At 62.5% G+C, this 18,501-nt stretch carries 16 protein-coding genes and 1 tRNA gene; 6 read left to right on the forward strand and 11 right to left on the reverse strand.

Annotated features, from left to right (window positions below):
* Window positions 1-68: 68 nt before the first annotated feature.
* Window positions 69-1,706 (forward strand): 5-guanidino-2-oxopentanoate decarboxylase, encoded by a 1,638-nt coding sequence (locus tag ACW4TB_RS13840; protein ID WP_279929505.1) that lies wholly within the window; start codon window positions 69-71, stop codon window positions 1,704-1,706.
* 12 nt (window positions 1,707-1,718) lie between these two features.
* Here ACW4TB_RS13840 and ACW4TB_RS13845 read toward each other — a convergent pair whose 3' ends face one another.
* The gene (locus ACW4TB_RS13845) at window positions 1,719-2,639 is read right to left on the reverse strand and encodes an AraC family transcriptional regulator (RefSeq protein ID WP_254467202.1); all 921 of its coding nucleotides are present in this window, start codon (window positions 2,637-2,639) and stop codon (window positions 1,719-1,721) included.
* A 202-nt stretch (window positions 2,640-2,841) separates the two neighbouring features.
* Between ACW4TB_RS13845 and ACW4TB_RS13850 the strand changes: the two genes are divergently transcribed.
* On the forward strand, window positions 2,842-3,135 hold the full coding sequence (locus ACW4TB_RS13850; RefSeq protein WP_012312958.1) for a putative quinol monooxygenase: 294 nt from the start codon (window positions 2,842-2,844) through the stop codon (window positions 3,133-3,135).
* Window positions 3,136-3,191: 56 nt separating this feature from the next.
* Window positions 3,192-3,425 (forward strand): hypothetical protein, encoded by a 234-nt coding sequence (locus ACW4TB_RS13855; RefSeq protein WP_012312959.1) that lies wholly within the window; start codon window positions 3,192-3,194, stop codon window positions 3,423-3,425.
* Here the strand turns inward: ACW4TB_RS13855 and ACW4TB_RS13860 are convergent, their stop codons facing one another.
* The 6 genes from ACW4TB_RS13860 to bglX form a co-directional block, all read right to left on the reverse strand.
* Complete coding sequence (locus ACW4TB_RS13860; protein WP_012312960.1) at window positions 3,426-4,031, reverse strand: flavin reductase family protein; 606 nt, start codon at window positions 4,029-4,031, stop codon at window positions 3,426-3,428.
* 116 nt (window positions 4,032-4,147) lie between these two features.
* A complete protein-coding gene (locus ACW4TB_RS13865; protein ID WP_279929510.1) occupies window positions 4,148-4,474 on the reverse strand; it encodes a hypothetical protein in 327 nt (108 codons plus the stop codon).
* A gap of 387 nt (window positions 4,475-4,861) precedes the next feature.
* Complete coding sequence (locus ACW4TB_RS13870; RefSeq protein ID WP_042111891.1) at window positions 4,862-6,181, reverse strand: MFS transporter; 1,320 nt, start codon at window positions 6,179-6,181, stop codon at window positions 4,862-4,864.
* Between the two features lie 276 nt (window positions 6,182-6,457).
* Entirely contained in the window at window positions 6,458-7,792 is a 1,335-nt protein-coding gene (locus tag ACW4TB_RS13875) for a sigma-54-dependent transcriptional regulator (RefSeq protein ID WP_012312963.1), read from the reverse strand.
* Window positions 7,786-9,543, reverse strand: coding sequence for an ATP-binding protein (locus ACW4TB_RS13880; protein WP_012312964.1), 1,758 nt, complete (start codon window positions 9,541-9,543; stop codon window positions 7,786-7,788). Before ACW4TB_RS13880 ends, ACW4TB_RS13875 begins: the two co-directional genes overlap by 7 nt.
* Window positions 9,544-9,625: 82 nt before the next feature.
* A complete protein-coding gene (gene bglX / locus ACW4TB_RS13885) occupies window positions 9,626-11,917 on the reverse strand; it encodes a beta-glucosidase BglX (RefSeq protein WP_012312965.1) in 2,292 nt (763 codons plus the stop codon).
* Between the two features lie 186 nt (window positions 11,918-12,103).
* Here bglX and ACW4TB_RS13890 point away from each other — a divergent pair, with 186 nt between their 5' ends.
* Window positions 12,104-12,721, forward strand: a complete 618-nt coding sequence (locus ACW4TB_RS13890) for a TPM domain-containing protein (RefSeq protein WP_279929516.1) — start codon at window positions 12,104-12,106, stop codon at window positions 12,719-12,721.
* A 99-nt stretch (window positions 12,722-12,820) separates the two neighbouring features.
* Complete coding sequence (locus ACW4TB_RS13895; RefSeq protein WP_012312967.1) at window positions 12,821-14,050, forward strand: class I SAM-dependent methyltransferase; 1,230 nt, start codon at window positions 12,821-12,823, stop codon at window positions 14,048-14,050.
* A 31-nt stretch (window positions 14,051-14,081) separates the two neighbouring features.
* Here ACW4TB_RS13895 and ACW4TB_RS13900 read toward each other — a convergent pair whose 3' ends face one another.
* Window positions 14,082-15,095 carry a DUF4917 family protein gene (locus tag ACW4TB_RS13900; protein ID WP_279929520.1) on the reverse strand — a complete coding sequence of 338 codons (1,014 nt, stop codon included), beginning with the start codon at window positions 15,093-15,095 and terminating at the stop codon, window positions 14,082-14,084.
* A gap of 113 nt (window positions 15,096-15,208) precedes the next feature.
* Between ACW4TB_RS13900 and ACW4TB_RS13905 the strand changes: the two genes are divergently transcribed.
* Window positions 15,209-16,276, forward strand: a complete 1,068-nt coding sequence (locus ACW4TB_RS13905; RefSeq protein WP_279929521.1) for a glycerophosphodiester phosphodiesterase — start codon at window positions 15,209-15,211, stop codon at window positions 16,274-16,276.
* 92 nt (window positions 16,277-16,368) lie between these two features.
* Here ACW4TB_RS13905 and ACW4TB_RS13910 read toward each other — a convergent pair.
* From ACW4TB_RS13910 to ACW4TB_RS13920, 3 genes are all read right to left on the reverse strand, one after another.
* Window positions 16,369-16,442 (reverse strand) — tRNA-Gly (locus tag ACW4TB_RS13910).
* A 118-nt stretch (window positions 16,443-16,560) separates the two neighbouring features.
* Window positions 16,561-17,451: an alpha/beta fold hydrolase gene (locus ACW4TB_RS13915; protein WP_012312970.1), complete on the reverse strand. Its 891-nt coding sequence runs from the start codon at window positions 17,449-17,451 to the stop codon at window positions 16,561-16,563.
* Between the two features lie 335 nt (window positions 17,452-17,786).
* Complete coding sequence (locus ACW4TB_RS13920; protein ID WP_012312971.1) at window positions 17,787-18,488, reverse strand: pseudouridine synthase; 702 nt, start codon at window positions 18,486-18,488, stop codon at window positions 17,787-17,789.
* Between the last annotated feature and the right edge of the window lie 13 nt (window positions 18,489-18,501).

An 18,501-nucleotide genomic window follows, 5' to 3' on the forward strand; every position in this document is an offset into this window, starting at 1 on the left:
GCCTTGTGGCGATAGCCTTGGGTTGGGTCCAATACGCACAGATTCCAACAAGATCCAAGGTGAAACCGATGGCAACGTGCGGCGAAGTACTGGTCAAACTCCTCGAAGGTTATGGCGTGGACCATGTCTTCGGCATCCCCGGCGTACATACCGTGGAGCTCTACCGAGGGCTGGCGGGCTCGTCCATCCGTCATATCACGCCACGTCACGAGCAGGGCGCTGGCTTCATGGCTGATGGCTACTCGCGTACCCGTGGCAAGCCGGGTGTATGTTTCATCATCACCGGCCCGGGCATGACCAACATCACCACTGCCATGGGCCAGGCTTACGCTGATTCGATCCCGATGCTGGTGATTTCCAGCGTGCAGTCGCGAAGCCAGCTGGGTGGTGGCCGTGGCAAGCTGCACGAGCTACCCAACCAGAGTGCCCTGGTGGCTGGGGTGGCCGCCTTCTCGCAAACCTTGATGAGTGCTGATGACTTGCCGCAGTTACTGGCGCGCGCGTTTGCGGTGTTCGATGGCGCCCGGCCGCGTCCGGTACATATCGAGATTCCGCTGGATGTGCTGGTCGAACCTGCTGACCACCTGCTACCGGGGCGCCCTGTACGCAGCAGCCGTGCGGGCGCCGCGCCGCAGGCTGTGGCACAGATGGCCGAACGCCTGGCCAAGGCACGCAAGCCTTTGATCCTGGCAGGCGGCGGTGCATTGGCTGCTGGCTCTGCGCTGGCACGCATGGCCGAGTACCTGCAGGCCCCTGTGGCTCTGACCATCAATGCCAAGGGGCTGCTGCCCTCTGACCATCCGTTGCAGATCGGGTCGACCCAGTCGCTGGTCGCCACCCGTGCGCTGGTGGCTGAGGCTGATGTAGTGCTGGCGATTGGCACCGAGCTGGCTGAAACCGACTACGACGTGACGTTCAAGGGCGGCTTTGATATCCCCGGCGCACTGCTGCGCATCGACATCGATCCGGACCAGACCGTGCGCAATTACCTGCCGGAGCTGGCGCTGGTCGCCGATGCCGAGCTGGCAGCACAGGCATTGCTCGATGCCTTGCACGACCTGCCACAGCCTGCCCACGATGGCACGTGGGGGGCGGCACGCGCGCAGCGCCTGCGCACGTCACTGCGGGCTACCTGGGACCAGCCAACCCTGAGCCAGACCCGCCTGCTGACCAGCATTCTGGAACGCTTGCCCAACGCCATCCTGGTGGGCGATTCGACTCAGCCTGTGTACACCGGCAACCTGACCTTGGATATGGATCAGCCACGCCGCTGGTTCAATGCCTCGACCGGTTACGGCACCTTGGGTTATGCACTGCCGGCGGCGATGGGGGCGTGGCTGGGCAGCGCCGAGCAACCGGCCGCGCGTGCTCCGGCGGTTTGCCTCATCGGGGACGGTGGGCTGCAGTTCACCTTGCCGGAGCTGGCCAGTGCAGTGGAGGCGCAGGTGCCGCTGATCGTGCTGCTGTGGAATAACCAGGGCTATGAAGAGATCAAGAAATACATGGTCAATCGTGCCATCGAGCCGGTCGGGGTGGATATCCATACCCCGGACTTCATCGGCGTGGCTCGTGCTTTGGGGGCTGAAGCGGAACAGGTTGGTGATGTGCAGCAGCTGCAGGCGGCCCTGGGGCGTGCTGTAGAGCGCAAGGGGCCGACGTTGATCCAGGTCGATCAGAACCAGTGGCAGGCAGTGGTAGAGGGCTGACCATTCAAACAATCAGCCGGCACTAGCCCGCAACCGCGCTACATCCCGGATCGGTGGCGCGCCATACAGCCGGCTGTACTCGCGGCTGAACTGCGACGGGCTTTCATAACCCACCCGATAACCCGCCACCGCTGCCTCCAGCCCATCGTTGAGCATCAGCCGGCGGGCCTCTTGCAGGCGCAACTGCTTCTGGTACTGCAATGGGCTCATGGAGGTCACGGCTTTGAACCTGTGGTGCAAGGTTGACGTGCTGAGGTTGACCTCCCGAGCCAGGTCCTCGATGCGCAGCGGTTGCTGATAATTCTGATTGAGCCACGTGATGGCTTGGCACACGCGGTGGGTTTGGCTGTTGGCCAGGGCAATTTCATACAGGCGGTAGCCCTGAGAGCCGCGCAGCAGTCGGTAAAGGATTTCCCGGCGGATCAGCGGCGCGAGCATGGCGATGTCACGCGGGGCGTCCAGCAGGCGAATCAGGCGCAGCAGTGCGTCGAGCAGTTGCGGATCTGTCCTTTCCACATATAGGCCGCGTCCCGATGGCAGATTGGGCACCAGCATGGGTCCGCTTTCAGCAATCAGCTGGCTGATCTCGGCCGGGTCGAGGTCCAGGCGCAGGCCCAGGCTGGGGTTTTCCGGGCTGGCATCGAGCTTCGCGCCACTGAGCGGCAGGGTTACCGACACCACCATGTAATGCAGCGGGTCGTAGGCGTACTGCTCGTCGCCCAGAAACAGGCTTTTGCTGCCTTGTGCGAGGACGCACAGGGCCGGCTGGGCCAAGGTCGGCACCGAGCGCACATTTTCGGTGTAGCGCACCAGGTACAGGTCGTCGATGGCCGACGCCGGGCCTTGGGCCTCGCCGGCATGGCGTCCGATCAGCTCTGCCAGTTCCTGGCGTTGCACTTCCAGGGTCGGATCAATGGACTGGGCGGTGGTCATGATGGCTTTCCTCTGCTGACCGACGCAGCATAGGTTTGGGCAATGGCGGGCGCTAGTCCAAAGCTGCATGTCGATTGCCTGATCCTGCCGCACGGCAGGATCAGGCAATCGACGTGCAGTAATGGCCTAACGCGCCGCGCGGGCGCGCCACTAACCTTGGCAGCCTGGTTTTCCCGTCCGTCTGCTCCAAGGAGATCGTGCAATGGCCCTTCTACAACCGGTCACCCATTTGGCTTTCATCCGTGCCAGCAGCGGTCGTTCGGCGGAGCTCGGCGCGCGTCTGCGGGACCTGCTCGAACCGTCGCTGAGCGCGCCTGGCTGCCTAAGCTTTACCGTACAGCGCTCGCAGGCCGATGCCGATCTGTGGCTGCTCAGCGGGAGTTGGCGTGACCAGCAGGCGATGACAGGTTATTTCGAGTCGCCGACTTTGCAGGTGTTTGGCGAGCTGGTGCAGGCCCAGGTGGTCAGCAGCCTGGATCTGCATACCTTCGGTTGAATGCCGCGCCGCGCGGGGTAGAATGCCGCCCCTCGATCAACGACGCGGATTGCAACATGGCACGTAAAGAGTTCCCGCATTTCGAAGCGGTTTCGGCGATGGTCCCGGTGGAAGGCGGCGGTTACCACGCCGCCATCGCGGTCAAGGCGCTGGGCATGGGCGGTGCGCCGCGTTTTCACAAGGTGCTCGGCGGTCAGGTGTTCAAGAGCGCCATGGCGGCCGACGAGGCCGCCTGCGCCGAGCTCGAACGCCTCAAGGGCGTTGGTGAAGAAGGCGAGTTGGTCTGGTGATCAGGCCTGCGGCCTTCTCATCTTGAAAAGGTTGCCCAGCTCGAAGTAGTCCGCCGGGCCACCGCCTCGCAAGATCGGCTCGGCGGCCGCGGTGTCGTAGATACCGTCCTTGAGCAGGTGCTCAGCGATGTGCACCGCCACCACCTCGCCGAGGATCAGCCAGCTCGGCACATGTTCCTGGTCAGCCCGCTTGAGCTGGACGATCTGGCTCACCTTGCATTCGAAGGCCACCGGGGTTTCGCCCACGCGGGGTACCTTCACCAGGCTCGACGGGGTTGCCGTCAACCCGCTCAAGTCGAACTCGTTCACCTCTGCCGGTACGGCTGCGCAGCTCTGGTTCATGGCTTCGGCCAGCGGGCGGGTGGCCAGGTTCCAGACGAACTCGCCGGTCTGCTCGATATTGTTCAGGCTGTCTTTGCGCCCGACGCTGCAGAAACCGATGATCGGGGGGATGTAGTTGAAGGCGTTGAAGAAACTGTAGGGCGCGAGGTTCAAGCGGCCTTCGCGGTCCTGGGAGGAGATCCAGCCGATCGGGCGTGGGCCGACGATGGCATTGAACGGGTCGTGGGGCAGGCCGTGGCCTTGGGCAGGTTCGTAGTAGTACATCTGTCGGGCTTGTGGCCCTACCTCCAGAGGGGACGAGGCGCCTAGTGTGCCAAGCTTGTGCTCGCCTGGAAATGATCAAGCCCGACCGAGGCCGGGCTGGTTGCACGCATCAGGGATCAGCTGATGCGGTGGGCGTTGGTGCGGTCGAAGCCGTCTTCGGCGAAGCGTTGTGCACCGGTGCGGTCGAAGCCGTCTTCGGCGAAGCGTTGTGCACCGGTGCGGTCGAAGCCGTCTTCGGCGAAGCGTTGGGCGCCAGTGCGGTCGAAGCCGTCTTCGGCGAAGCGTTGTGCACCGGTACGGTCGAAACCGTCTTCAGCGTAAGTGGCCGCTTGGCTCTGGGCCGCTGCGAAGCTGTGGGCGTTGGTGCGGTCGAAGCCATCTTCGGCGAAGGCGCCAGCGGCGAAAACCGAGAGGGCCAGGGTGAGGATCAGTTTGTTTTTCATGGTGGTTGCTCCGTTAGGTTCAAGAGGTTGTTTGTTTCTATGGGTTCAATGCTACGCCGATTAATTTGATTAAAAAGCGCAAAAGTTGGCGTTAAATAATCGAATTATCAGATGTTTCTGGGCGCGCCGATTGTCACTTCGCACTTGGTACGGCCCGGCAACGCCAGGGATGCGTTCCGGAGTGCAATTGGGCTCTCCAGCCTACGCAGGATGCAGCAGCGGTATTAATTCGGGGTTAAGGCGGGGATTTGTTGGGCTGTCGGGTGAGTGTCAAGGGCGCCAGAACACTCAAGCCATGCAACCAGCGACATCACAAAGGCTTTGCGAGCAACCAAAAAAAGGGGCGCCCAGTTACTGGGCGCCCCTTTTCAAACCGCAGGATCACTGTCAGTCAGTAGTAATCCGCGAATGCTGCTTGGTGTCCTTCATGGTCGCATACACCAACAGCGAACAAGCGATGCACGCCGTGACGTACCAGTAGAAACCGCTCTCCATGCCGGCGCTCTTGAACCACAGGGCTACGTATTCTGCGGTGCCGCCGAAGATCGAGACGGTCAGGGCGTAAGGCAGACCAACGCCCAGGGCGCGAATCTCGGTGGGGAACAGTTCGGCCTTGACCACGGCGTTGATCGAGGTGTAACCGCTGACGATGATCAACGCAGCCATGATCAGGAAGAACGCGCCCCACCAGGTCTGAATGGTGTGCAGGGTGCTGAGGATCGGTACGGTGAACAGGGTGCCCAGCACGCCGAAGGCAATCAGGATCGGGCGACGGCCGATCTTGTCCGACAGGCCGCCGATGATCGGCTGCAGGCACATGAACAGGAACAGTGTGGCCGCCGAGATGGTGGTCGAATCACTGATGCTCATGCCTACGGTGTTGACCAGGTACTTCTGCATGTAGGTGGTGTAGGTATAGAAGGCCAGGGTGCCGCCCATGGTCAGGCCGACCACGGTCATCAGTTCCTTGGGGTGGCGCATCAGGGTGCGCATCAGGCTTTCCTTGGCCTTTTCCTTCTTGGTGAACGAGGCGGTTTCTTCCATGCCACGGCGCAGGTACAGCGCGACCACCGCGCACAGCGCGCCAATCACGAACGGTACGCGCCAGCCCCAGGCATACAGTTGCTCGGTGGTCAGCGTCTGCTGCAGAACGATCAGCACCGCCAGGGCGATGAGCTGGCCGGAGATCAGGGTCACGTACTGGAAGCTGGAGAAGAAACCACGGCGCTCCTTGCTGGCCATTTCGCTGAGGTAGGTAGCCGAGGTGCCATATTCACCCCCTACCGACAGGCCCTGCAGCAGGCGGGCGATGACCAGCAGGACGGGGGCGGCGACGCCGATGGTTTCGTAACCCGGGGTCAGGGCGATGACCAGGGAGCCTGCGCACATGAGCAGCACAGACGCCATCAGCGCGGCTTTGCGCCCCTTGCGGTCGGCGTAAAGGCCCATCAGCCAGCCACCGATCGGGCGCATGAGGAAGCCCACGGCGAAAATGGCGGCCGTGTTGAGCAGTTGTGCGGTTGAATCGCCGGCCGGGAAGAAGGCCTTGGCGAAATACAGCGAGAATGCGGCGTACACGTACCAGTCGTACCATTCGACCATGTTGCCGATGGAACCGCTGAAAATCGACTTGAGGCGGCTGGCGGTGGTTCTTTCTGCGGCGGGCGCGACGGCTGCCCCGGTTGGCAGGGAGGTGGCGTTATCCATCAGGGATACCTTCTCGTTGTTTTTGTGGAGCGCGCTGAAGCGCAGCTTGCCAGCGAGATTGCAGAAGGTGTGCCAAACGGGTGCGTTGTGATTCATTTGAGGGCGCGTCGCGCCCTTCGCGGGCGTGCCGTGCCCATGGGAACCGCGCTGCCGCTGGCCGCCCGCAGTTTCATCGGCGTGGGCTTGCACGTGATGAACTGCAGGGGCAGCTTATGAAAAAGAGTGAAAGTGAGCGGATTTTTGCTTATTGAGATAAGCCAATAGGCGGATTTCCGCTCATTCCCTTACAACGAAATCCTCGCGTACCAGCCCATGGCGCTGCATCTTTTCGTTGAGGGTGCGCCTGGGCAGTTGCAAGTCTTGCATCACGCCTTTGATTTCGCCTTTGTGCAGGCGCAATGCCGCTCGCAGGCATTGCGCCTCGAACGCTTCCATCTGCTCAACCAAAGACTGGCCTGCAGGCAAGCTGTCAAGGCTCGGCGAACCCAAGCCCAGCGCGTGGCGTTCGGCGGCATTGGCCAGCTCCCGCACGTTGCCCGGCCAGTCATGTGACAGCAGCTGCGCCAGTTGCATACCCGACAACGGCGGGGCTGAGCGGCCGAGCTTCTGTGCTGCGGCATGAGCGAAATGCTCGAAAAGCAGCGGGATGTCCTCGCGCCGCTCGCGCAACGGTGCCAGGCGTAGTTCGGCGACATTCAGGCGATAGGCCAGGTCTTCGCGAAAACGCCCGGCGCGTGCCTCTTCGAGCAGGTCGGGCTTGGTGGCAGCGATAATTCGCAGGTCGACGCTGATGCTCTGATTGGCCCCCAGCCTTTCCAGCTTCTGCTCCTGGATCACCCGCAGCAGCTTGGCCTGCTGGGCCAGTGGCATGCTCTCGATTTCATCGAGGAAAACCGTGCCGCCGTGGGCATATTCGAGCTTGCCGATGCGCTTGCCTTGGGCGCCGGTAAAGGCACCGCTTTCGTGGCCGAACAGTTCGGCTTCGAACAGCGATTCAGGGATGGCTGCACAGTTGAGCGCCACGAAGGGCTTGCTGGCACGCGGGCCGAAGTCGTGCAGGCAGCGGGCCACGCGTTCCTTGCCGCTGCCGGTTTCGCCGCGGATAAGTACATTGACCGGCAGGCTGGCCAGGTCCAGTACCTGCCGACGCAATAGCTGCAGGCCCTGTGACATACCCAGAAGCGTGGATTCCAGGCGCGATTTGAGGTCTGCCTGCTCATGCAGGCGGCGGTTCTCCAGCACCAGCTGGCGCTTCTCCAGCGCGCGGCGCAGGCTCCCGAGCAGGTGCTGTGGGGTGAAGGGTTTTTCCAGGAAATCGTAGGCGCCGTTGCGCATGGCTTCGACCGCCATCGGCACATCGCCATGCCCGGTCAGAAGAATGACCGGCAGGTCCGGATCATCGGCCTGCAGGCGCTCGAGCAGCTGCAAGCCGCCCATGCCCGGCATGCGCACGTCACTGATGACAACCCCTGGAAAATGACAGGGCAACTGAGCCAGGCAGTCCTCGGCGCGGGCGAACAACTGCACGTTGAAACCGGACAGGTTCAACCATTGCTCGACGGCGCTGCGAATACTGGCTTCATCATCGACAACGATCACTGAATTCAACATACAGGCTCCAGGTCGCGGGGCAGGGTAAGGCTCAGGCGCGCACCGCCTGGCAGGTTTTCGGCCTGCAACTGGCCGCCGGCCTCATGGATGATGCCATAGGAAATCGCCAGGCCCAGGCCGAGCCCTTCACCCACCGGTTTGGTGGTGAAGAAGGGGTCAAACACCCTGGCCAGGTCGGTCTCGGCAATCCCGCCGCCTGAGTCGAGCACGCTCAATCGCCATTGATCGTGCTCGGGTTCGATGCGGATTTCCAGGCGTTTGTAACGTTTGTCGGCCATGGCGTCGAGGGCGTTGCGCAGCAGGTTGATCAACACTTGCTCAAGGCGGATCGCATCGCCGCGTACCCATGCCGGGCGCGCCAGGTAGAGGGCCACTTCAACCTCGTCGCTGCGGATGCGTGTGTCCAGCAGATGGAGGGCCTGATCGACAACGGTCGCCAGGTCCAGCCGCTCGCGCAGGCCGACCGGGCTGTTGCGGGCGAAGGTTTTCAGATGGCTGGTGAGCGCGGCCATGCGCGTGAGCATCTGTTCCAGCGGTTCAAGCGCCGCGCGTGCCTCGTCGTAGCGGCCGTGATCAAGCAGCAGGCGCAGGGTTTCCAGCTGCATGCGCTGGGTCGTCAGCGGCTGGTTGATCTCGTGGGCCATGGCCGCTGACATCTGCCCCAGTGCGGCCAGCTTGGCCGACTGCACCAGGCCCTCCTGGGCGGTACGCAGTTCGCGGGTGCGCTCCTCGACCTGGCGCTTGAGCTCTTCGCGGCTGCGCTGGCGCAAGCGGGCCAGGCGCAGGCGCTGGCTGACGAACAGCGCGGCGAACACCAAACTCAGCCACGCGGCAGCTGCGCCCAAAGCTGCGTTACGGCCATCAGCGGCCAGTTGTGGTTTGCGCAGCAGGTGCAAGGTCCAGTTTTCACTTTCCAGCGGCAGGCTTTCCCACAGGTACTCGGCAGGCCCATCAGGCCCCTGCACGCGGCTGAGGGTGCTGTTGCTGGCGAAACGGGTCAGCACCTGATGCTGCAGCGGTACCAGCGGCTGCTTGTCGTACTGGCGGGTCTCGGCGAGCTCTGCCCGATCGGGCCCGCTGAGCGGTTGCAGCTCGCGGTAACGCCAGCCGTCCTGGTTGGCGATGAAGGTGATGCCGCGTGCGTCGCTGACCAGCAGGATGTCGCTGCCCTGGCGCCACTCGCGTTCAAGTTCGGGAAACTCCAGCTTGACCACCATGGCTCCGAGAAAGCGCCCTTGTTCGTCGGTGACTGCACTGGACAGGAAATACCCCGGCACGCCGCTGGTCACGCCCACGGCATAGAAGCGGCCGCTGCCCTGGCTGCGGGTTTGCTTGAAATACGGACGAAAGCCGTAGTTGGAGCCTACGTAGGTGGTGGGCAAGCGCCAGTTGCTGGCCGCCACGGCCAGCCCGGTGTGGTCGAGCAGCTCCAGGGTGGAGGAATTGGCTGCACCATTGATTCGTTCGAGCTTGCGGTTGAGCGCATCCTGTACCTGCTCGCTGATCGGGCCGCGCAGTGCCTGGATCAGTTCCGGGTCCAGCGCCAGGACGGCGGGCAGGGCGCGATAGCGTTCGATGAGGGTATGCAGCGACGTAGCGTACAGCCCCAACTGTTGGCTGGCGCGGCGGGCGTCATCCTCCATGGCTTGACGCTTGGCCTGCTGCATGGCCCAGCCGGCACTGAGCGCGGTGCCGGCCAGGATCAGCAGGGTGATCAGCCCCAAACGCAGGGCGCGAAAGGAAAATTGCATGGGGCAGGTCCGGATGAAGGGGGTATAAGTACCGCCCTATCGCCGTCAAGCCAGCGATAGGGCGGTAAGGCTTGCAGACCGGTTACAGCAGTTCGAAGCTCTTTTGCTGCACGGCCTCTGAGTCCAGCCCGACCTGGACATTGAACGCGCCAGGCTCAGCCACCCGCTGCAGCTGCCCATTGAAGAACTTCAGGTCTTCTTCGCTGATGCGGAAGGCCAAGGTCCGCGACTCACCTGCCTTGAGCATCACTTTCTGGAAGTTTTTAAGTTCCTTGACCGGGCGGCTCATGGATGCCGCTACGTCCTGCAGGTACAACTGGACCACGGTCTCGCCATCAACTTTGCCGGTGTTCTTCACCGTCACCTTGGCCTCCAGCGTCTCGCCACGCTTGAGGTCCTTGTGTGACAGGTTGAGCCCCGACAGCTCGAAGGTGCTGTAGCTCAAGCCGTAACCGAACGGGTACAGCGGGCCGTTTGGCTCTTCGAAGTACTGTGAGGTGTAGTTGCCCGGCTTGCCAGGGGTGAACGGGCGGCCAATGCGCGTGTGGTTGTAGTACATCGGGATCTGCCCGACTGAACGCGGGAAGGTGATGGCCAGCTTGCCCGAAGGGTTGTAGTCACCGAATAGCACGTCGGCGATGGCATTGCCGCCCTCGGTGCCAGCGAACCAGGTTTCCAGGATGGCATCGGCCTGTTCGCGTTCCCAGGCGATCGAAAGCGGCCGGCCGTTCATCAGCACCAGTACCAGCGGCTTGCCAGTGGCTTTCAGGGCCTTGATCAGCTCGCGCTGGCTGGCCGGGATCTCCAGGGTGGTGCGGCTGGACGACTCGTGGGACATGCCACGGGATTCACCCACCACCGCCACCACTACATCGGACTGCTTCGCTGCCTTGACCGCTTCATCGATCAGCACCGCGGCCGGGCGCGGATCGTCGACGATTTCCGGGGCATCGAAGTTGAGGAAGTTCAAGTAATCAACGATCGCCTTGTCGCCAGTGACGTTGGAGCCTTTGGCATAGACCAGCTTGGCCTTGCCCTCGACGGCGCGGCGCAGGCCTTCGCGCACGGTGACCGAGTGCATCGGCTTACCGTCGGCAGCCCAGCTGCCCATCATGTCGATCGGCGCATCGGCTAACGGGCCGACCAAGGCAATGGTGCCGGCTTTTTTCAGCGGAAGGGTCTGCTTGCGGTTTTCCAGCAGCACCAGGCTGCGGCGCGCCACGTCGCGCGCGGCGTCACGGTGCAATCGGTCTTCGCCGTAGTAATCCTTCAGGTCGGTTTCGGCCTTGCCGATACGCACGTACGGGTCCTTGAACAGGCCCATTTCGTACTTGGCGCCCAGTACTTCGCGCACGGCCTGGTCCAGTTCGGCTTGGGTGACCTCGCCTGACTTGAGCAGCCCGGGCAGCTCTTCGCCGTACAGGGTGTCGTTCATGCTCATGTCGATGCCGGCCTTGATCGCCAGTTTGGCCGCTTCGCGACCATCATGGGCCACGCCGTGGCGGATCAGCTCCTGGATGGCGCCGTGGTCACTGATGGTAACGCCCTTGAAGCCCCACTCCTTGCGCAACAGGTCGTTCATCAGCCAGGTATTGGAGGTGGCCGGCACGCCGTTGATCGAGTTCAGCGCCACCATCACCCCGCCGGCACCGGCGTCGAGCGCGGCGCGGTAGGGCGGCAGGTAGTCGTTGTACATCTTCGGCAGGCTCATATCGACCGTGTTGTAGTCGCGCCCGCCTTCCACCGCGCCATACAGGGCGAAGTGCTTGACGATGGCCATGATGCTGTCGGCGTTGGCCGGGCTGCTGCCCTGGAACGAGCGGACCATCGCCTGGCCGATCCTCGAGGTCAGGTAGGTGTCCTCACCGAAGCCCTCGCTGGTGCGGCCCCAGCGAGGGTCGCGGGCGATGTCGACCATGGGCGCAAAGGTCATGTCCAGAGCGTCGGCGGCGGCTTCGATGGCTGAAGTGCGGCCGACCTTGGCGATGGCGTCCATGTCCCAGGTGGCAGCCAGCCCCAGGCCGATCGGGAAAATGGTGCGCTCGCCGTGGATGGTGTCGTAGGCGAAGAACATCGGAATCTTCAGGCGGCTGCGCATGGCTGCGTCCTGCATGGGCCGGTTCTCAGGGGCTGTGCGCGAGTTGAAGGTACCGCCGATACGGCCTGCCGCGATTTCTTCACGGATCTTGTCGCGTGGCATCTCCGGGCCGATGCTGATCAGGCGCAGCTGGCCGATCTTTTCAGCCTCGGTCATCTGGCTGATCAGATGCTCGATGAATGCCTGCTTGTCCTGCAGGGGCGGGGCGGTGGGGGCGGCGAGGGCCGCCTGACTGGCAAGGCCCAAGGCCAGGCCCAGCAAAGACAGTTTCATCATGAATTCCGTTGTCGAGGCCTGTGCCGTATCCACGGTGATACGTGCGCGGCCGAAGTTTTCAGGCGGCTATTGTTGTACGATTTACCGGCATTAATTCCAGCGGCGGATTATGCCTGATTATGTCGCTCGCTGAGGATCACCCGAGTGCCGGGACAACAACTATAAAAACGATCAGAGACCGAAGGCATGACTCCCCTCGACGAATACGAGCAGCGCCAGATCGCTGAGGCCATAGCGCGCGTGGAACGGCGCACCGATGCCGAGCTGGTGACCGTGCTGGCTCGGCGTGCCGATGATTACGCTTACCTTCCGCTGTTCTGGGCCGCGGTGCTGGCGCTGGTGTTGCCGGGCCTGATGCAACTGCTGCTGGGTTGGCCCGGAGGGCACGGGCTGCTGGTGGCCAACGTGCTGCTGTTCATCGGCCTGTGTGTGCTGCTACGCGCCCCACGCTTGAACGCTTGGTTGATCCCCCCTGCGCTGCGCCGCTGGCAGGCATCGCGCCTGGCCCGGCAACAGTTTCGCGAGCAGAACCTGCATTGCACGGCCAAGGGGGCCGGGGTGCTGATCTTCGTGGCCGAGGTGGAGCTGCATGTGGAGATCCTGGTCGATCAAGGTATCGATTGCTATCTCGATGCTGACACACGTGCAGTGATTGGCGCCCGCTTTGCCGAGCAGGTGCGCCAGGGCCGCACCGTGGAGGGTTTTGTCGAGTGCATCGACGCCTGCGGTGAACGGCTGTGCGAGCACGTGCCGCGCACCCACGCACGCAACGAGCTGCCGAACCGTCTGGTGATTCTAGAGTGAACCACGCCCATCGCGAAAACCTTCGCCTGAGCCAGGCATCAACGTAGAATGCGCGGCATTGCGCAACGCGCTCACCGCTATCCGAGGCACCTGTTTTCCATGTCCGCCAGTACTTCCGCTTCTACCGCGCCGGATGCGCGCGCCCAGTTTCTCGACCTGCTGAGCGCTGTCTTGCACGGCAACACTTTGGTCAAACTGGTGCTGGCGCGCCATGTCGGCGCCGACCAGACCCTGCAGCGGATCATCGCCAAGCCGGTGCAGGTAAAAGGGCAGCCCAACCTGTCGCTGGTCTACCGCCACCAGACCCGCGACATCACCCGTAACGTGCCGCTGGACCAGGCCCAGGCACTGATCGCCGAGCTGCTGGGGCAGAGCTTTCGCAACGCCCACCTGTTCGACGCCGACGGCGAAGTGCAACTGACCTTCAGCAAGAAGGGCAAACCGATGCTCCAGCGCCACGGTGCCCAGGCGCCGCGCGAGGCTGCTGCCGGCACGGGCCACGACCGCGAGAAGAAGCGCTACCTGGAACTGTCGCGGCCCTTCCTGCGCGATCTGGGCGTGACTGACGCGCAAGGCGCCCTGATACCGTCCATGTCGCGCAAGTGGAAGCAGATCAACAAATTCGTGGAAGTGTTCGATCACGCACTGGCCAATGCGCCGGTGCCGCCTGACCAGGTGCTTCGGGTAGCCGATTTCGGTTCAGGCAAGGGCTACCTGACCTTCGCCATGCACGACTATCTGAGCAACAGCCTGGGCCGCGCAGCGCAGGTGACAGGGGTGGAGCTGCGTCAGGACATGGTCGATTTGTGCAATGCAGCGGCTTCGCGTCTGCAGCACCCAGGCCTGGAGTTTCAATGCGGTGACGTACGCAGCGTAGTACCCGAGGCCATCGAGGTGATGATCGCCCTGCATGCCTGCGACATTGCCACCGATTACGCGATCCACACCGGAATCCGTTGCAACGCCGCGATCATCATGTGCTCGCCGTGCTGTCACAAGCAGATTCGCCCGCAACTGCACAGCCCGGGCTTGCTACAGCCGATGCTGCAATATGGCCTGCATCTGGGGCAGCAGGCGGAGATGCTCACCGACAGCTTGCGCGCGCTGTATCTGGAAGCCTGTGGTTACGAGACCAAGGTGTTCGAGTTCATCTCGCTTGAGCACACCAACAAGAACAAGATGATTCTTGCGGTGAAGCGCAAGCAGCCCGTAGCGGCGCAAGCGCTGCTGGAGAAGATTGCGCAACTGAAAGCGTTTTATGGGGTGCAGGAGCATTGCCTGGAGACGTTGTTGCGCAACGACGGGTTGATTCCCCCCATCTCAGCGTAAGTCGGCTGTGGCGCTCGTCCCCGAGCGCCTGTCAGTGTTCTGCATGCACTGGCATCTTAACCGCGTACTCCGCCAACCCCAACGGATGCGTACCCGCATCAAAGAAATGCAGCGCTGTCCCCGCCAGATCACCAAAGCGGTCCACAAAGTGCTGCTTCTGATTGACCACCGAAGCCTCGCTCAACGGCCTTATGGCAATCGAAAGATGGCGCGGCCGCGCCTGGCGAATGGCGTCGAGCAGATGCTGGTCGCTGCTGTCCAGGTGCTGCCCGAACAGGCATAGCCCCTGGTTTTCCTGGGCCAACTGGCCCAGACACCAAGCCAGGTAGTCCGAGTTGCGGATGGCGCGCAGTTTTTCGTCACTACGGTCTTCGTTGACGAACAGCGGTACTTCACCCGGAATGTTCACGGCGAAGCCGTCCAGCAGCTCGGCGCTTTCGGCGCTGCGCTGACGGGTGGTACCGTCGGGCAGCTTGAGCAGGTGCAGGCCGCCGTGCAAATGCAGCACACGCGTCCCTTCGCTGCGGGTGCGGCGTACGTCGAAGAAGCCTTGTTCATCGAACAGCGTGGCGAAGCCCTGGGGTGCGTACTGCACTGCCCAAGGCAGGATCAGGTCGTAGTTGCTGGTATAGACACTGCGGTAGCCGCGCAAGGCTTGGTTGATCGATGCCAAGGTTGTCGCTGGCATCTTCGGCCATGGCAGGTGCACGGTACGCACGGCGTGGATCAGCGCTTCCTTGATCGAGTAGTAGCGGTTCAGCGGCGCAGTAGAGTTGATCGCCAGGGCGGCATTGGCGCGCACAGTCTGGTTCAGCGTGCTCAGCACCGGTTCGAACAATTCGGTGCCCAAGGACTTGAACAAGGCCTGGTCGCTGATCGCCAGGCCTTTCTTGCGGCCGGCGCGCTGGGCCTCCTCGAACAGCGAGAAATAGCCGAATGTTTTCCACAGCACGCGGCTGGCGCCGTTGCCCAGTAGCAGGGCATCGCAGGGGTGGCGTTGGGCGAGTTCCTGCCAGGTGGCGAGGTGGGCGTCTAGTGCGGGCATGATGGGTCCATTCGCTGGAGCGGGAAACGGTGGCGACTTTAGCATGTCATGCAATGTGTGCGAGGGTTGCGCCACAGCCACGACAAGGTTCGCAGAATGAAAGAGGACTTCACATGCGCAATTGTTTGATCGGGATGCTGGCCTTGGCATCTCTGGGGCCGGCCTCAGTGGCCCTGGCAGCGGACGGCAAAGCCCTCGCCGGAGCCCACGGCATACCATACCCGGCCGTGATTGCTCACCGCGGGGCCTCTTACCACGCACCGGAATCAACCAGGCCCGCCTACCTGTTGGCCCGCGAGTTGGGCGCCGACTACCTGGAACTGGACCTGCAGCGCACGCGCGACGGCGTGCTGGTTGTGGTCCACGATGATGAGCTGTCACGTACCAGCGATGTCGCCGAGCGTTTCCCCGAGCGCAAACACAGCCCGGTGAGTGCGTTTACCCTCGCCGAGCTCAAGTCCCTGGACGCCGGCAGCTGGTTCAACAGCGCCTACCCGGCACGTGCCAGGGCATCGTTCGCCAAACTCTCGATCCTTACCCTTGACGAAGTCATCGATATTGCCGAAGGCAACCCGCAGCGCCAGCCCGGTCTGTACATCGAGACCAAGGTTCCCAGCCAGTTTCCAGGCATTGAGCAGCAGCTCGAAGAGCGCTTGGAGGCCCGTGGCTGGCTCGACCGGCCTGGGCGCGTGGTGCTGCAGACATTCGATCGCAACAGCCTGGCGTTGCTGCACGAGGCGATGCCGCAGGTACCGAAGATTCTGCTGCTGTGGGTGGGTACCAAGGCCATCGCACCGGCCTCGGGACAAGATTTCGCGGATTCAGGCGAAAGCGACAAGGCCGCCTTTTATGCACGCCAGCAACCGAAGAGCCGGGCTGAGTTCCTGCGCTGGCTGGATTTCGCCAAGCAGGGCGGTGCGATCGGTACCGGGCCTTCTGCCAAGCGCAGCAAGCTGGGCGAACAGAGCTATGCCGATCTCATTCAGCCATGGATGAACCAGGCCAGCCATGAGCGCGGGCTGCTGGTGCACGTCTATACGCTCGATGACGCGCAGGACTTCGCCGCAAGCATGAAGGCAGGGGTGGATGGGATCTTTACCAACAGGGCGGGTGCGCTACTGCGCTTTTATGATCGCCCGGCTGAAAGCGAGTCGGGTTTGCTGAAAAGGCTGGGGTACTGAGCTGTTGAAGGCGGCAAGCAGGGCGGCTTGCGGATGATCTTCGCCTCAAGGGCAGCGATGACGTTGGTTGAACGCCATGCGGGAATGCGGTGTGGAGCGGGTAGAGGGAATCGAACCCTCGTCGGAAGCTTGGGAAGCTACTGTTCTACCATTAAACTATACCCGCGTCTGCGCCCGACTTTTTACCAGAACCTGCCCGGAATTAGAAGCCCTCGTTATAAACCGGTGAAAAAAACTGTCGGCGCCCGTAGCCTGCAGGCCATGGCTACAGGGCGCCGATGCACTCAGATGGCCCATGCATGCTGCTCTTGGCTGGCGTTGAACGGGGTGCGTGCCCGTGCCTGGCGCACGGTCGGCTTGAGGAAGCCGAGCAACGCGCTGCGGGTGGCTTCGCAGGCCGTCTTGTTCTCCATGTCCAGGAAGTGCCCGGCATCACGGATCACCGTGAAGTGGCTCTTGCCGACATGGTTGCCGAACTGGCGAGCGTCTTCTGCGGTGGTGTACTCGTCACGGTCGCCGTTGATGAACAGCACCGGGATGTCGATGTTGCGCGCGCCTCGCAGTGCCCGTTCCAGGTCATGCTGCAGCACCTGGTTGATGTGGAAGTGCATCTGCGCATACTCGTGGCTGTCCAGGCTGCTGACATGCCGGTAGTTGAAACGCTTGAACAGCGATGGCAGGTGCTTGCCGATGGTGTCGTTGACCAGGTTGCCGACCTGGTAGCGATCGCAGGCAGCCAGGTACTGGCAACCACGGTTCAGGTAGTCGCGCATCGGTTCGTTGATCACCGGCGAGAACGAGCTGACCACCGCCTTTTTCACTATACGAGGCTGGTGCGCCAGCGCCAGCAGGGTGCAGGCACCGCCCCAGGAGAACGACATCACGTGGTCGGCCTGGAAGTGCTCGATCAGCTCAAGCAGGATATGCGCCTCGTCTTCTTTGCTGATCAGGCGTTCCTGGCGGTTGTGCGCCTTGGACTTGCCCGAGTAGGGCTGGTCGTACAGCACGACGTTGAATTGTGGGTGCAGGTTACGCACCGTCTGGGCGAACGAAGCCGTGGTGGCCAGCGAGCCATTGATCAGGATGATCGTCTTCTCGGCTGCATCCGCGCGATGGAACTCCGTGTAAACCCGATACTGACCTTGGATATCAAGTACAGCGATTTCTGGCCTCATGTCATCGACTCCTGGCGCAAAAAGGGTGTTCGCGTCACCTAGGGTGCACGTTCTTTATGACAGGTAGGCATTTGCCTGAAGGAATTACCGGGCCCTGTGTCGATCCTTGGCACATGTGTCGACGGTATTGTTTTTGGCGGGCAATTTGACGTGCTCCAAGGCATCGAGGCCTTGGGTAGCCGGCAAAAAGATGTCTTGGCGCGCAGCGTGACTGACGAGTCACGCGCGGACCGACAAGTTAGGAGTCAAGCAGTGGGTTGGGGATCACGCAAGTGCCGGCTGGGTGAAATTGTGACTTTTGTCGCCGGGCGGTCGTATGACGTCCGTACAGCGCCTCAACCGGTCTGGACCGAGGCGATTTCCGCAGCCGTTAGCGCCCGGAACTCACCTGGCGCCAAGCCTGGATCGAGCTGTATCGCACCCATGGTTTCCCTGTGCAACCCTACAACCTTATTGTCGAAGTACCCGAACATGCGCTTGACCTGGTGATACCGCCCTTCAATGATGGCCAGCCTCGCCGTGCGCGGGCCAAGGATGTCCAGTTGCGCGGGGAGGGTGGTCAGGTCTTCGAAGGCGAAATAGAAGCCTGCGCGAAACTTTTCGATGTAATGCGCGCCGATTTCATCTTCCGTTTCCACCAGATAGTGCTTGGGCAGCTTGGTCGCCGGCTGGGTCAGTCGCCGCGACCATTGGCCGTCGTTGGTCAGGATCATCAGCCCGGTGGTGTTGTAGTCGAGCCGCCCGGCAATGTGCAGGTCCGCGCGCAACGGCTCAGGCAGCAGGTCGAGTACAGTGCGATGCTGTGAATCGTGAGTGGCGCTGACGCAGCCGACCGGTTTGTGCAGCATCAGGTAGCGCGCCGGGCGCCCCGCCTGGAGCAGTTGATCATCCACCTCGATTCGACTGAATTCGCGGACTTCCGCCCGTGGGTCGGCTACCGTTTCGCCATCCACCCGCACGCGGCGCTGCACCAGCAGCAGGCGTACTTGCTGGCGGTTATAGCTGGGCAGGTTGGCGAGGAAGCGGTCAAGGCGCATGGCATCGAGGACG

This window comes from Lelliottia jeotgali (assembly GCF_977070485.1).

Bases quoted from the DNA above. Each gene is read 5' to 3' on its own strand.
- ACW4TB_RS13890 (WP_279929516.1), top strand. From the start codon at position 12,104: ATGACTCCCCTCGACGAATACGAGCAGCGCCAGATCGCTGAGGCCATA.
- ACW4TB_RS13860 (WP_012312960.1), bottom strand. From the start codon at position 4,031: ATGTACTACTACGAACCTGCCCAAGGCCACGGCCTGCCCCACGACCCG.
- ACW4TB_RS13900 (WP_279929520.1), bottom strand. From the start codon at position 15,095: ATGCCCGCACTAGACGCCCACCTCGCCACCTGGCAGGAACTCGCCCAA.
- bglX (WP_012312965.1), bottom strand. From the start codon at position 11,917: ATGATGAAACTGTCTTTGCTGGGCCTGGCCTTGGGCCTTGCCAGTCAG.
- ACW4TB_RS13840 (WP_279929505.1), top strand. From the start codon at position 69: ATGGCAACGTGCGGCGAAGTACTGGTCAAACTCCTCGAAGGTTATGGC.
- ACW4TB_RS13920 (WP_012312971.1), bottom strand. From the start codon at position 18,488: ATGCGCCTTGACCGCTTCCTCGCCAACCTGCCCAGCTATAACCGCCAG.
- ACW4TB_RS13875 (WP_012312963.1), bottom strand. From the start codon at position 7,792: ATGTTGAATTCAGTGATCGTTGTCGATGATGAAGCCAGTATTCGCAGC.
- ACW4TB_RS13880 (WP_012312964.1), bottom strand. From the start codon at position 9,543: ATGCAATTTTCCTTTCGCGCCCTGCGTTTGGGGCTGATCACCCTGCTG.
- ACW4TB_RS13865 (WP_279929510.1), bottom strand. From the start codon at position 4,474: ATGAAAAACAAACTGATCCTCACCCTGGCCCTCTCGGTTTTCGCCGCT.
- ACW4TB_RS13855 (WP_012312959.1), top strand. From the start codon at position 3,192: ATGGCACGTAAAGAGTTCCCGCATTTCGAAGCGGTTTCGGCGATGGTC.
- ACW4TB_RS13895 (WP_012312967.1), top strand. From the start codon at position 12,821: ATGTCCGCCAGTACTTCCGCTTCTACCGCGCCGGATGCGCGCGCCCAG.
- ACW4TB_RS13850 (WP_012312958.1), top strand. From the start codon at position 2,842: ATGGCCCTTCTACAACCGGTCACCCATTTGGCTTTCATCCGTGCCAGC.
- ACW4TB_RS13870 (WP_042111891.1), bottom strand. From the start codon at position 6,181: ATGGATAACGCCACCTCCCTGCCAACCGGGGCAGCCGTCGCGCCCGCC.
- ACW4TB_RS13845 (WP_254467202.1), bottom strand. From the start codon at position 2,639: ATGACCACCGCCCAGTCCATTGATCCGACCCTGGAAGTGCAACGCCAG.
- ACW4TB_RS13915 (WP_012312970.1), bottom strand. From the start codon at position 17,451: ATGAGGCCAGAAATCGCTGTACTTGATATCCAAGGTCAGTATCGGGTT.
- ACW4TB_RS13905 (WP_279929521.1), top strand. From the start codon at position 15,209: ATGCGCAATTGTTTGATCGGGATGCTGGCCTTGGCATCTCTGGGGCCG.